Annotated in this window: 7 protein-coding genes; all 7 read right to left on the minus strand. The window is 41.6% G+C overall.

What is annotated here, in order from left to right; genetic code table 11:
- Positions 1 to 83 precede the first annotated feature (83 nt).
- Positions 84 to 1,082, minus strand: a complete 999-nt coding sequence (locus H6G05_RS21445; RefSeq protein WP_322096415.1) for a tetratricopeptide repeat protein — start codon at positions 1,080 to 1,082, stop codon at positions 84 to 86.
- A 130-nt stretch (positions 1,083 to 1,212) separates the two neighbouring features.
- On the minus strand, positions 1,213 to 2,010 hold the full coding sequence (locus tag H6G05_RS21450; protein ID WP_199310719.1) for a tetratricopeptide repeat protein: 798 nt from the start codon (positions 2,008 to 2,010) through the stop codon (positions 1,213 to 1,215).
- A 143-nt stretch (positions 2,011 to 2,153) separates the two neighbouring features.
- Complete coding sequence (locus H6G05_RS21455; RefSeq protein WP_190581360.1) at positions 2,154 to 5,816, minus strand: tetratricopeptide repeat protein; 3,663 nt, start codon at positions 5,814 to 5,816, stop codon at positions 2,154 to 2,156.
- 74 nt (positions 5,817 to 5,890) lie between these two features.
- Positions 5,891 to 9,217 (minus strand): CHAT domain-containing protein, encoded by a 3,327-nt coding sequence (locus H6G05_RS21460; RefSeq protein ID WP_190581362.1) that lies wholly within the window; start codon positions 9,215 to 9,217, stop codon positions 5,891 to 5,893.
- 376 nt (positions 9,218 to 9,593) lie between these two features.
- Positions 9,594 to 9,878 (minus strand): DUF2887 domain-containing protein, encoded by a 285-nt coding sequence (locus H6G05_RS21465; RefSeq protein ID WP_206756223.1) that lies wholly within the window; start codon positions 9,876 to 9,878, stop codon positions 9,594 to 9,596.
- A gap of 63 nt (positions 9,879 to 9,941) precedes the next feature.
- Entirely contained in the window at positions 9,942 to 12,479 is a 2,538-nt protein-coding gene (locus H6G05_RS21470; RefSeq protein WP_190581366.1) for a CHAT domain-containing protein, read from the minus strand.
- Between the two features lie 125 nt (positions 12,480 to 12,604).
- Positions 12,605 to 15,289: a CHAT domain-containing protein gene (locus tag H6G05_RS21475; RefSeq protein WP_190581368.1), complete on the minus strand. Its 2,685-nt coding sequence runs from the start codon at positions 15,287 to 15,289 to the stop codon at positions 12,605 to 12,607.
- Positions 15,290 to 15,381: the final 92 nt, after the last annotated feature.

A 15,381-nucleotide genomic window follows, 5' to 3' on the forward strand; every position in this document is an offset into this window, starting at 1 on the left:
ATTTGCCTCGATAAATTCTTGCAGTTCTTCGGTCATGTTTTTCTCTTCTAAAATTATTTTCCTGATTTCTACTTTCTCACAACTCATTTAGGATTGCTATAGTCGGGTATCTTGTTGATTTCTGATTTGGGAAGTTGTTGAATCTGTTTAGCAAGTTGACTATTGATTTCTTTGCTATTGTCATAGCTAACCGCTAACAACTTATCGCTAATCGCTTTCTCTGGTTCTAAAAGTTGGACACCTTGCACCGATCTGTCACTACCTTTGATATTTTTGAGATAATCTTCGAGTTCTTGGACTTTAAGGAGGTCGAGGACTTGGAGGGCTTCCATAATCCGTCCTTGTTTGAGCAGAAGATCCGCAAGATTGCGATAGCTACTTGCAATGGTATTGGTAAAAGACTGCTGTTCTTCTTCTTTAAGTTCCTTGAGGCTTTGGCGAATAGACTCAAATACATTAACAGATTGCTTATAAAAGAGAATCGAGATTTCAGTCTGACCAAGTTGATTAAAATTGAAACCCAAATTATTTAGGGATGTTGCCTCACCTTGTCGATCGCCAATTTGCTTTTCGATTGCCAAGGACTGCTGATGTAAATTAATTGCTCTTTGATACTGTCTAAGATTTGTGTAGACAATACCCAAATTATTAAGTGTCTTAGCCTCGCCTTGGCGATCGCCGATTTTCTCCTGCATTTCTAAAGCTTGTCGATAGAAGTCAATAGCCTTTTGATATTGTCCAAGCCTGTCATATGCTGCACCCAAATTATTGAGTGATCTTGCTTCAATACTGCTCTCACCGATTTGCTTAGCGATCGCTACGGACTGCTGATAAAAATCAATTGCCTTCTGGTACTGTCCCAGATAGTCATATACAAGTCCCAAATTATTGAGTGACGTTGCTTCACCATCACGATCACCAATTTGCTTTTTGATCGCTAAGGATTGCTGATAGAAGTCTATTGCTTTCTGGTATTGCCCTAGATTTTTGTATATAGCTCCCAAATTATTGAGTGATCTTGCCACACCATTGCGATCGCCAATTTGCGTTTGGATTGCTAAGGCTTGTTGATAAAAAACAATAGCTTTCTGGGCACTGGCTCACTAATTAGTGATATCAATCTGTAATCTATACCTGATAGCGCTCCTAGGCTTTAGCTGCGATTTGCTTGTAAAGCCTCGCCAATCAACGACTTCATCGGTCTATCACTAATTAGCTATCCAGAGCCGCTTTCTGATACTGACCAAGATTGTCAGACGCAAGTCCTAAATTATTGAGTGATATTGATTCCCCTTCACGATCGTCGATTTGCGTTTGGATTGCTAAGGCTTGCTGATAAAATTCTATTGCTTTCTGATACTGTCCAATATTGTTATAAGCTAATCCCAAATTATTGAGTGACGTTGCTTCTCCATAGCGATGACCAATTTGTTTTTGGATCGCTAGGGCTTGCTGATAGAAATCTATTGCTTTCTGATACTGTCCGAGACTATCGTATGCGCCACCTAAATTACTGAGTGCCATTGCTTCCCCTTTGCGATCGCTGATTTGGGTTGTGATCGCTAGAGATTGTTGATAGAAATCAATGGCTTTCTGATATTGTCCAAAGCTTTCGTAGGCAGTACCTAAATTATTGAATATAGTTGCTTCACCTTTACGATCTTTGATTGTGCGATAGATTTCTAAAGCTAGTTGCCATGTTTGAATGGCTTCTCGATAACGACTAGCTTGATATAACTGATTTCCTTGCCTTAATAGTCGAGTTGCTTCTGCTTTGGAGTCTTGTGTTGTTTGAGCTTGGATACTTTCAATGATTGTGATTGACATCGGCAAACAAGACAAACAAGCCAACATTACAATACCGATCACCTTATTCATCGCCGACATCCTCACATTTACATCAAAACCCGCAGTAGCACACCAGCCAGCATAAAGCGATATTCCCCAAAACAGGCGATCGTTACAAAAAACATAACCAAAATCCACCAATTCTCCGTAGGGGCGTAGCATTACCGCCACCATCTACGCATATCATCGAGATCCTCAAACGGTGATGCTACGCCCAAACCTCACAACGCAGCCACAATTTATCGGCGAGAGCGAAGAGGGTTTAGCATTTGCGGCTCGAGTCGTGATGATGGTGTAAATACTGTCTACAATCCATTACCGATCGCAAAGAATGCTGACCAGTAATTAGGATGATTGAAGTTAGATGATTTAATCAGAGAAACTTGCGCTCGGCGTAATGCTTCTGTAACCGTGACATCACCTTTTTGTAACTCTTGATAAAACGCTGCCATCAGAGCCTGTGTACCAGCATCATCGACTTTCCAGAGAGAAGCGATCGCCTGTTTTGCACCTGCCTTCTGGACTTGATAACCAAAACCAAGAATTTCTATCCCATTGTCTAACTTCCCTGTCCCAGTTTGGCAAGCACTAAGGACGATTAACTCTACATTAGGAATTTGCCAATCGGTAATTTCATTCAAACCAATTTTATCGCCATTGCCAAAGATGATGAAGGAGTTTTCAGGCGTACCAATATTAAATTCGGCATGGGTGGCAAGGTGCAGAATATTGTAATTTTTGAGCCGAGATTCGATTGCTTGGCGGCTAAATTGTTCTTCTGTGAGCGTAGTTGAATTTTGGAAAGAATTGGCGATCGCTTGGACTTCTTTGAGGGTAGCTGGCAATCCAGATTGCCCAAATTTGCGCTCATCGCCTTTGCCGCCAAACGCTCCAGCTAGAATACTGGGTGAGGTTTGAGGCTTAGCGACAAAGTCACTGAGACTATAGGAGATGAGATTGCTAAGGCGATACTTCTCAACTAGCCATTGCTTGCCATCATAGAGCGCGGCAAGGGGAACATAACGTAATTGTCCATCGGGAGCATAGAGAATAGTTTGCGCCTTGGCTTGGATGAGTTCCTTTTCGATTGGTTTAATCAACAAGTTATATAGTTCTGTCGCTGGTTCTAGCACATCCTCAGAACCCGCATCTAATAATCCTGTTTTAAAATCAATGATTAATTCTTCGAGTTTAGCTTGGGATATTTTGCTAGTACGGCTAATCGGTAGATTTTGGATGAGTTCCTTTTCGATTGGTTTAATCAACAAGTTATATAGTTCTGTCGCTGGTTCTAGCACATCCTCAGAACCCGCATCTAATAATCCTGTTTTAAAATCAATGATTAATTCTTCGAGTTTAGCTTGGGATATTTTGCTAGTACGGCTAATCGGTAGATTGTTGGCAGAAAAGAGAATTAATTCTAGGCGATCGCTCAGACTTAAAGGATAAATTAATACGACTCCTTGGGGTAGCTTTTGCAAATACTCAGGAACCTTGTTGATCTCTGACTTAGGCAGTTGTTGGATCTGCTGGGCTAGCTGACGATTAAGCTCAGGGATTTTATCAAAGTTCATTGCTAATAGCTGTGAGCTAACTGCTTGCTCTGGCGCTAAAATTCTAATTCCCTCCGCAGTTCGCTCATTCCCTTTAACATTTTTGAAATAGTCTTCTAACTCTTGGATTTTGAGCAGATCGATAATTTGTAAGGCTTCCATTACTCTTCCTTGCTGAAGCAGTAAATCAGCGAGACGACGGTAGGTTTGGGCTACGGTATTTAAATAAGTCTTTTGTTCTTCTTTACCTAAGCTCTTGATATCTTTGCGAATGGACTCCGTAACATTAATTGATTGTTTATAGAAGACGATCGCCGCTTCAGGTTGGGCTTGATAGGCTAGCAAGGCTCCTAGATTATTGAGAATTTCCCTTTCGCCTTCACGATTGCCAATTTTTCTAGAGACTGCTAAAGCTTTTTGATAGAAGTCAAGGGACTCTTGAGGTTTTTTGAGCGCACCGTAGGCAACTCCTAGGTAGCTCAGGGCATTCCCTTCATCTTTACGATTACTAATTTGTTGAGCTATTTCTAGAGCTTTGACAAAGAAGTTGATGCTTTCTTGGTGCTTACCAATATCGTTGTAAATCAGTCCCAAGTTATTGAGAGCGTTACCTTCGCCGTTACGATTACCAATTTGTCTAGCGATGATCAAGGCTTGCTGATAGGATTCTGTTGCCTTCTGATACTGTTTTAAACTGCGATAGGCAATGCCAAGATTGTTAAGAGTATTACCTTCACCACTACGATCGCCAATAGTTTGAAAAATGGTTAAGGCGGGCTGAAAGAAGTCGAGCGCTTTTTGGTACTGCCCTAAGTTACTGTACACCAATCCTAAATTGCCTAACATATTGGCTTCACCATTGCGATCGCCGATTTGTTTTAAGACCGTTAGAGATTGCTGATAAAAATTAATTGCTTTTTGGTACTGTCCTAAATAGTAGTAATTCCCTCCAAGGTTGCCCAATAAAGTTCCTTCTCCATTGCGATCGCCAATCTCTTTAGCAATTGCTAAAGATTTTTCATGGAAGTCGATCGCTTTGGCATAGTCACCGAGGCTGCTATAGGCATTCCCTAAGTTCCCTAATGTACCGCTTTCACTGCGGCGATCTCCAATACGTTTCGCAATGACTAGAGCCTGTTGATGAAATTCAATGGACTTTTGGTATTGACCAAGATTGCTATAGACCAAACCAATATTACTTAGAGAATTACTGACACCTTGGAAATCTCCGATGCGCTTAGAAATTTCTACCGCCTGCTGATGAAATTCTAAGGATTTTTGATACTGCCCTAGAGAACCATAGGCAAGCCCCAAATTTCCCAAAGCATTACCTTCTGCAAGCATATTCTTATATTGTTTGGCGATCGCTAAGGCTTGTTCAAATAGACCAATGGACTTTTGGTACTGCCCCAAAAAATAGTAGGCATTACCCATATTATTCAGGGTTGAGCTTTCACCATTGCGATCGCCAAGTTGTTTTTTGATGATCAAATCCTGTTGTAAAAATTCAATCGCTTTTGGATACTGACCAAGATTGACATAGGTGTTGCCTAAATTGTTAAGTGCGGATGATTGATTATAGAGATTACCAATTTGCTTAGCGATTGCTAAGCCTTCCTGTAATGCAGTAATTGCTGACTGATATTGCCCTAAGTTTTTGTAAGCTACCGCCAAATTAATGATGGTTGTGCTTTCACCAATTTGATCCTTAAGCTGTTTAAAAATCACTAAAGACTGTTGATAGAATTCAATCGCCTGTGGATATTTCTGTAACGAATAATAAGTAAGTCCTAGATTTGATAAGGCATTGGCTTCATTTTGCCGATCGCCTAATTCTCTAGAAACGGTAACGACCCGTTCATATAAGGAAATATTTTCTTGGTATTTGCCTAGAGCTTGATAAATCCCAATTAATCCCCCAAGAGTAGTTCTCTCATTATTGCGATCGCCAATTTGCTGCCGAATAGTTAGGGCTTGCTTGTAAAAGTCAATCGCCTTGTCGTACTGTCTTAAGGCGGCATAGGCAAGCCCCAGATTGTTATAGGAATTACTTTGTCCTTGACGGTCGTTAATTTGCGTTCTGATTGCTAGAGACTGCTCGTGAAAGGCGATCGCTTGTTGGTACTGTCCGAGATAGTTATGGGCTAGTCCGATGTTACCAAGGAGCCGCGCTTCATCTATGGGGCTTTTGAGAACTCGAAATAACTCTAGGGACTTTTGCCAAGTGGCGATTGCTTCAGGATATTTCTTTTGGAGATATAGCTGGGTTCCCTGTTCTAGTAACTGTGTGGCTTGGGCTTTGCGGTCGATGGTGGCTTGGGCAAAGCTGCGATCGCTAAGAGCGATCTGCACAGGAAGGCAAGCTAAAAAAGTGATTAAGGCGATTTGTCCTGCCGAACCCAGATGTTTATCCATAGCCGCCACTTTGTCCTGAATTACAAAACTCAATCCAGCTTAACAACAGATGTCCTAAACCGTATCCGTCAAATCTACAATCCATTGCCGATCGCAAAGAATGCTGACCAGTAGAAGGGATGATTGTAATTCTTTGATTTGATCAGTGACATCTGAGCGCGTCGCAATGCTTCGGTGACAGTGACATCACCTTTGCGTAGTTCTGCATAAAAAGCTGACATCAGCACACCTGTTTCATCATCTTTTACTGACCAGAGAGAAGCGATCGCTTGTTTTGCGCCAGCCTTTTGGACTTGATAGCCAAATCCTAAGATTTCTACACCACTGCCGAGTTTGCCTACTCCTGTCTGACAGGCACTCAAGATAATCAAATCGATGTTCGGAATCTGCCAGTCGGTGATTTCATTGAGGCGGATTTTGTCGCCATTGCCGAAGATGATGAAGGAGTTGTCTGGCGCACCAGTGTTAAATTCGGCATGGGTGGCAAGATGGAGAATATTATGGTTTTTAAATTTGGACTCAATGGCTTTACGACTAAATTGTTCTTCGATGAGGGTGACTGAGTTTTGGAAAGAGTTGGCGATCGCTTGAACTTCTTTAACGGTTGCGGGTAAGGCTGTTTGTCCAAATTTTTTCTCTCCAGCTTTACCGCCAAAGGCTCCTGCGAGGATGTTGGGTGGATTTTGGGGTTGGGGTGTAAAGTCGGAGAGGGTGTAGGCAATGAGGTTGCTAATCTGGTATTTCTCAACTAACAATTGTTTGCCATCGTAGAGTGCGGCGATGGGAATGTAGCGTAGTTGTCCATCGGGTGCATAGAGAATTGTTTTGGTGTTGAATTGAACGAGTTCGGCTTCGATGGGTTTAATCAGGAGGTTATAGAGTTGAAGTGATGGCTCTCTGAAGTCTTCGGAACTAGGATCAAGGAGTCCTGTCCTAAAATCAACAATTAAGGTTTCTAGTTGAGCTTGGGAGATTTTGGTGGTGCGGCGGATGGGGAGGTTGTTGGGGGAGAAGAGGATGATTTCGAGGCGATCGCCTAAAATAAATGGATAGAGTAGTACTGTTCCCATTGGGATTTGATTGAGATAGTCAGGAACTTTGTTGATTTCGGTTTTGGGAAGTTGCTGGATTTGATTTGCAAGTTGTCGATTAAGTTCTGGAGCATTATCAAAGCTAACCGCTAGCAGCTTATCGCTAAGAGCTAACTCTGGTGCTAATAGTCTGACTCCCTGTGCGGATCTGTCGCTGCCTTTGATATTTTTGAGGTAGTCTTCGAGTTCTTGGACTTTGAGGAGGTCGAGGACTTGCAGGGCTTCGATGATGCGGTTTTGTTGAAGGAGGGTGTCGGCGAGGTCGCGGTAGGTCTTTTCGACTGTGGCTAAATAGGATTGTTGGAGGTCTTTGTCGAGTTTTTTGATATCTTTGCGGATTGCTTCGCGGACGTTGATCGATTGCTTGTAAAAGAGAATTGCTAGTTCTATCTGGTTCAGAGCTTTGAAGGCAACACCTAGATTATTGAGAGACAATCCTTCACGCTCACGATCGCCTATTTTCTTAAAAATTTCTAAGGATTGCTGATAAAAATTAATTGCTTTTTGAGTTTGTCCAATCATATTATAGGCAATACCGAGATTAGAGAGCAAAGATGCCTGACCATTGAGATCGCCGATTTGTTTGAAGATTTCTAATGACTGCTGGTAAAAGTCAATTGCCTTCTGGGATTGTCCAAAGCTGTCATGAACAATCCCAAGATTACCGAGTAAAGCTCCTTCACCCTCACGGTTACCGATTTGCTTTGTGATTGTTAGAGACTGCTGATAAAAATCAATTGCTTTTTGATATTTTCCAATTTTCCTGTAAGCTTCTCCGAGATTACCTAGAGAAGTTGATTCACCCTTGCGGTTACCAATTTGCCTTGTGATTGCTAATGACTGCTGATGGAAGTCAATTGCTTTTTGGTATTGTCCAAGGTTTTCATAGGCAAGTCCGAGATTATTTAGAGAACTTGATTCACCCTCGCGGTCACCGATTTGCCTTTTAATAGCTAATGACTGCTGACTGAAGTCAATTGCTTTTTGGTATTGTCCAAGTCTATAGTAAGTACTAGCTAGATTACTTAAAGAATTCCCTTCCCCTCTAAGATTGCCAATTTGCCTGTCGATTCCAAGAGACTGCTGATAGAAATCAATTGCTTTTTGGTATTGTCCGAGTCTATCATAGGCATTGCCTAGATTATTTAGAGAATTTGATTCACCTTTGCGATCGCCAATCTGCCTTTTGATTTCTAATGATTGCTGACTGAAGTCAATTGCTTTTTGATATTGTCCAAGATTACTGTAGGCATTGCCTAGATTATTTAGAGAATTTGATACACCATTCTGATCGCCAATTTGCCTTGAAATTGCTAGGGACTGCTGATGGGATTCAATTGCTCTTTGATATTGCCCAAGACTGTTATAGGCATTGCCTAGATTATTAAGCGAAGATGCTTCACCTTTGCGATCACTAATTTGCATAAAGACTTCTAATGACCGATCATAGAATTCAATTGCCTTTTGATATTGTCCAAGATTACTGTAGGCACTGCCTAGATTATTGATTGCAATTGCTTCACCTTTGCGATCCCCTGATTCTTTATCGATCACTAGTGACTGCTGATAAAAATCAATTGCCTTTTGATATTGTCCAAGATTACTGTAGGCACTGCCTAGATTTCCGAGCGCATTTCCCTCACCCTGTCGATCTTTGATTTCCCTTGCGATCGCTAAACTTTGCAACTGAAACTCAATTGCTTTGTCATATTTGCCGAGAGAATTATAAGCATTTGCCAGATTTCCGAGTGACTGTCCCTCTCCCCGTCGATCTTTGATTTCCCTAGAAACTGATAAGCTTTGCAACTGAAACTCAATTGCTTTGTCATATTTGCCGAGAGAATAGTAAGCAATTCCCAGATTTCCCAGCACATTTCCCTCAGCAAGGCGATTTTTGATTTCTCTTGAGATTTTTAGACTTTGTAGATAATATTCAATCGCCTTTTCGTATTGCCCAAGCGAATCATAAGCAAGTCCAAGACCGTTAAAAGCATCAACCTTACATTCAGAGTATCTAATTTCTTGACAGATAGCTAAAGCCTTCAAATCAAGTTGAATTGAATTGTTATAGTCATTAGCCCTTCTCCTTTCACTTCCCTGCTGTAATAGTCGATCTGCTTCAGCTTTGCGAGATTGAATTATTTGCGAGGTATCAGGAATTACTAAAGATGGAATTCTAATAGGAATATCTCCGTTCGATGGAGATATAGGGATATCTCCATCATCAGACATATCGATGGGAATATCACCATCATCTGGTACTTTCTGAGCTATCTCCGCATTACCCTCTCGTCTTACTTGCGCTTGCACTACCTCAGCCCCACCAACAAGGCAAAGAGCAAAAGGCAAAAGGTAAAAGTGAGCGAGTTTCGATGATTTCTTGCGATGGGGCATCATAATTTGACAAGGAAAAAGTAGAAAGGCAAAAGGCAAAAGTGGGGGATTTTTGGGGCTTTTGGGCGCGATTACATCCCAAATTCTACGATCCGCACAGCCAATATATCACTAAATTTTCTTGTAACCCCATCTCCCCGATTCTTTTAAGCATTCATCAGAAACAAACAAAGTCCCGTAGGGGCGAAGCATTACCGCCACCATTTAGGCATTTCACCACAACATCCAAACGGTAATGCTTCGCCCAAACCTCACAACGCAGAGACAAGCGATCGGCGAGAGCAAAGAGGGTTTAGCATTTGCAGATCGAGATTTTTTGTGAGGAGTTTGAATATTGTGGCGCAAATGCTAAACCCCTTGTTTTCTTGAGATCACCTAACGTAAACATCGCCTCAACCTCCTCTCGAATCACTTGGGGAAACTTATACAGCAAAACTGTCTCAATAAATTCTATCATCCTCTCGCGATCGCCTTGCCCCACCCGTTCAGCTAACTGATGGGCTAAGGCTATGCTTTCCTTCTTGGGCGCAACGATCAACTTTACAAGTCCCAAACTCAATGACTCAGACTCTGGCAATTCATCCAGATAGTTTAGTCAAGGAAACAGTTTTTATGTCGTGATGATGGCAGTAAATACTGTCTAAAATCCATTGCCGATCGCAAAAAATGCTGACCAGTAATTAGGATGATCATAGGCTTGAGAACGAATGAGTGATATTTGCGCTCGGCGTAAAGCTTCGGCAATAGTGACATCACCTTTTTGTAACTCTTTATAAAACGCTGCCATCAAAGTCTGTGTACCAGCATCATCAACCTTCCAGAGCGAGGCGATCGCTTGTTTTGCACCTGCTTTCTGGACTTGATAGCCAAAACCCAAAATCTCTACTCCATCTCCAAGCTTCCCAACTCCTGTCTGACAGGCACTTAGGACAATTAGATCTACATTCGGGATTTTCCAATCGTTGATTTCATTGAGACGGATTTTGTCGCCATTGCCAAAAATAATGAAGGAATTCTCTGGGCTACCGATATTAAACTCCGCATGGGTGGCAAGGTGGATAATATTGTGATTTTTGAATTTTGATTCGATAGCTTGGCGGCTAAAGTTTTCTTCAGTTAAAGTAACTGAGTTTTGGAAAGAATTAGCGATCGCTTGAACTTCCTTAATGGTTGCAGGTAAAGCAGTTTGTCCAAATTTTTGCTCTCCTGCTTTACCACCAAAGGCTCCTGCGAGAATGCTAGGCTGTGCTTTAGATTGTTGCCCAAAGTCAGAGAGAATATAGGCAATCAGATTACTGACTCGATATTTTTCGATTAGCCACTGCTTGCCATCGTATAGCGCCGCTAAAGGAACATATCGCAATTTTCCATCGGTTGCGTAGAGAATTGTTTCCGCTTTGGCTTGTGCAAGTTCAGTTTCGACAGGTTTAATCAACAAATTGTATAGTTCTCTCGCAGATTCTTGGACATCTTCAGAGCCAGCATCAAGGAGTCCACTTCTATATTCAGCAATTAATTTTTCTAGTTTTTCTTGAGAGATTTCAACAGTACGATTAACGGGAATATTGTTGTTAGAGAAGAGGATTAACTCTAAGCGATCGCGTAAAATTAGAGGATAAAGTAAGACCTTGCCTTGGGGGATTTGTTTTAGATAATCAGGAACTCGATTGATCTCTGATTTGGGAAGCTGTTGGATTTTGCTAGCAAGTTGGCTGTTAATTTCATGACTATTCTCAAAGCTAACCGCTAATAGCTTATCGCTAGTAGATTTCTCTGGCTCTAACATCCTCACGCCTTGGGCAGTTCGGTCATTACCCTTAATGTTTTTGAGATAGTCTTCTAGTTCTTGGACTTTGAGTAAATCTAGAACTTGGAGAGCTTCAATAACACGCCCTTGATTGAGCAGGAGATCTGCGAGATGGCGATAGCGATCGGCGACTGTTTGTAAATAGGATTGACGATCTTCTTTACCTAGACTCCGAATATCTTTACGGATGGATTCTGTAATCCCAATGGAAGACTTATAGAAGGCGATCGCTAAGCTAGTCTGATTGAGATTAACTAGGGTAGCCGCAATCGCAGCATTGGCATTTGCTTCACCTTTGCGTTCACCTATTTGGCGGACAACTACAAGGTGCTGCCGATATAAATCTAGAGCCTTTTCATATTGTTTGAGCGCATAGTAAGCATTACCCAGATTCCCTAATGTTGCACCTTCCGCTTGACGATCTTTAATAGTTTGGACAATCTCTAAGGTCTGCTGCAAATAATCAATGGCTTTTTGATGTTGCCCGATCGCATTAAATGCATTGCCCAGATTACCTAAAGCCGTTGCTTCTCCATTGCGATCGCCGATTTGCTGATAGATTACTAGAGCCTGTTGATAAACCTCAATCGCTTGCTGGTATTTGCTTAAATAGGCATAGGCATTACCGAGATTTTCCAGAGCCTTGCCTTCTCCACGGCGATCGCCGATCGCTCTGACCAGAGTTAAGCTTTGCTGGAGCCAGTCTACAGCTTTTTGGTACTGACCTAAATAGGCGTAGGTGTTACCAATATTGCCCAGTGCATAGGCTTCTCCTTGACGATCGCGGATATCTTTGGTCGCTGCTAGGTATTGTTGATAGAAGTCTAAAGCTTTTTGATATTGCCCCAGAGCCACGTAGTCATTACCTAATAGCCCAAGAATCAGACTTTCACCTTGGCGATCGGCTAGGTTACGAGCAAGGGCTAGTCCCCTTTGATGCTGGTCAATAGCCTTTTGATATTGTCCTAAAGCAAAATAAGCAGCTCCTAAATTGTTGAGAAGTTTCACTTCTAAATTAGGAATTCCCAATTGCTTAGCAATTTCCAGACTTTTGCTGAAAGTATTAATGGCGTTATCGTATTGACCAAAAATTAAGTAGACATTACCAATCAAAAGTTGAGTATTAGCTTGACTGGGATAGTCACCGATTTCTTGGTAAATCTGTAATGCTTGTTCGGCAAATTGCAAGGCTTCATGGAACTGACTCAATTGAGCTTGTTGCAGCCCTTGATTGAACAGACGATCTGCTTCAAATTTGCGAGATTGCATGGGCTGGGCTTGGGTAAGTATAGGTGTGAAAGTTAGATCAGTAGCTAATCCCACAAACCCAGTTAAAGCAAAAATTGCGATCGCATATAACCGTGAAGCCATAACATCACCTTTGAAGTTACTAAATAATTGTATAGCGAAATCCAAACCCCAGAAGTGAATAGTGCAGCTCTACGCCGCCATTCACTTCTGGGGTTTATGTCCAGACTGGCGACAGCCATACATTTTTAGGAACCACTCCCAAGCACAAAAAAGGCTGACCAATAATTGGGATGGTTGTATTGTGGTGATTTGATCAGTGATACTTGCGCTCGGCGTAAAGCCTCAGCAATAGACACATCATCCTTTTGTATTTCTCTATAAAAGGCTTCCATTAAGACTTGTGTACCAACATCATCGACTTTCCAGAGGGAGGCGATCGCTGATTTTGCACCAGCCTTTTTAACTTGATAGCCAAAACCTAAAATCTCCACCCCATCGCCCAGTTTGCCCACTCCTGTCTGACAAGCACTGAGGATGATTAGCTCAACATTTGGGAGTTGCCAATCACTAATTTCATTTAGTCTAATTTTGTCACCGTTACCAAAAACGATAAATGAGGTTTCAGGCGCACCAACATTAAACTCAGCATGGGTTGCCAAGTGGATAATATTATGATTTTCAAGTAGAGCCTCCACAGCTTGGCGGCTAAACTTTTCCTCTTGAAGTGTAACTGAGTCCTGAAAGGAACTAGCGATCGTTTGGACTTCTTTAATCGTGGCAGGCAATCCTGACTGCCCAAATCTTCTCTCACCGCCTTTGCCCCCAAATGCACCAGCGAGAACACTGAATTCAGCCTTTGATTTAGGAGTAAAGTCACTCAGACTATAGGCGATGAGATAGCTGATGCGATATTTTTCAATTAACCAATGTTTACCATCGTTAGCCTCTGGATCGTATAAAGCCGAAAGGGGAACATAGCGCAACATCCCGTCAGGAGCATAGAGAATTGTATCCGCTTTCGCTTGCTTCAGTTCTGATTCGATTGGTTTAATCAAGATGTTATAAAGCTTTGATGCAGGCTCCTTAAAGTCTTCAGAACTAAGATCTAGCAATTCTACTTTGAACTCTTCAATTAAAGTCTTTAGCTCATCTTGTGTGATATTTACAGTACGACTAATTGGTAGATTTCCCTGAGAAAAAAGCACCAATTCTAGACGATTTTCCAGAATGAGTGGATAAAATAGGACTGTGCCTTGGGGGATTTTCTGGAGATAGTCAGGCACTTTATTAAGTTCTGATTTAGGGATTTGTTGAATCTGATTAGCTAATTTGCTGTTTAACTCAGACATCTGCTCAAAATTAATCACTGAGAAATTCTTCATAAAAGCTTTCTCGACTTCTAAAAGCCTTACTCCCTGAGATGTGCGATCAGTTCCCTTGATGTTTTTGAGATAGTCTTCTAGCTCTTGAACTTTTAACAAATCAATAACTTGCAATGCTTCCATAACCCGTCCTTGGGTTAGCAAGAGGTCAGCCAGACGGCGATAGGATTTCTCAATAGTCGATAGATATGATTTCTGAGATTCTTTGCTGAGTCCACTAATATTTTTGCGAATAGATTCTCGAACATTAATCGATCGCTTATAAAAAAGAATCGCTAGTTCGGGTTGATTTTGTTGGGAGAAGAAAATACCAAGATTATTTAATAAACGTCCCTCCCCAGCCCGATTACTAATTTGGATAGCAACAGCCAAAGATTGCTGGTAATAATCAATTGCTTTTTGAAATTGTCCGAGTGAATTGTAGGCGATCGCTAAACTGTTGAGTGAACCGCTTTCTCCATCACGATCACCTATTTGTTTGGCAATTTCTAGAGCTTGTTGGTAATTGACGATCGCTGTTTGAGTATCTCCCAGAGAACGATAAGCTCCACCAAGATTATTGAGGGCGCGTCCTTCTGTATTACGATAGCCGATTTGCCGAGCAATCACTAAGGCTTGTTGAAAATATCCGATCGCTTTGGGATATTGTTTAAGGGTATTGTACACATTGCCAAGGTTATTGAGAGCGTCGGCTTCGCCACTCCGAGCGCCTACTTGCTTTTTGAGATCTAATGATTGCTGATAATAATCAATTGCCTTTTGATTCTCGCCAAGAACGCTATAGGCTGCACCAAGAGTATTCAAGGCATCAGCTTCACCATTGCGATCGCCGATTTCCTTTTTGATGGCTAAAGATTTCTGATATTGCTCAATGGCAGTTTGATACTTACCAAGTCCATCATAGGCAATACCAAGGGCAATATACAAATCTGATTCTCCGTCGCGATCGTCGATTTCTCTCAAAATCGGCAAACACTTCTGATAGTATTCAACGGCTTTGTTATACTGTCCAAGCAGATTGTAGGCATTGCCAAGATTGCCTAGCGAACGTCCTTCACCGTAGCGATCGCCGATTTGTTGTTTAAGAGCCAAAGCCTGTTCATGGTACTCAATAGCCTTAGTGTACTGTCCGATCGCATAGTAGACATTGCCTAAATTCCCTAAGGAATTTCCTTGATTATCGCGATCGCCAAGTTTTTTAGCAACAGCTAGCGACTGCTGATGATATTCAATTGATTTTGGATAATTTCCCAGTGAGTTATATGTATTGCCAATATTGTTGAGTGCATTCCCTTCACCTTTAAGATTTTTGATTTCACGATAAATCTGTAGCGATTTCTCAAATACTCGCAATGCTTCTCGAAATTGGCTAACTCGATTTAACTGGTTTCCTCTTTCTAAAAGCCGATCTGCTTCAGCTTGGCGATCTACTGCTGTTTGAGCTTGAATGCTTTCACTGATCACAATCTGCAATGGCAAGCAAGATAAAAAAGTTAACATTGCCACCCCAATCGCCATATTCTTCATAGCCGAAACCTCGTATTTCATCTAGCTATTTAGCATAAATGTAGTCAGGGCAAAAATAGGGTTGGTTACAAATTTAATAACAGAAAGGGATGTTTCATCGCAAAAAAGATTTA

The organism is Phormidium tenue FACHB-1050, from assembly GCF_014696925.1.
Taxonomy (GTDB): domain Bacteria; phylum Cyanobacteriota; class Cyanobacteriia; order Pseudanabaenales; family Pseudanabaenaceae; genus Pseudanabaena.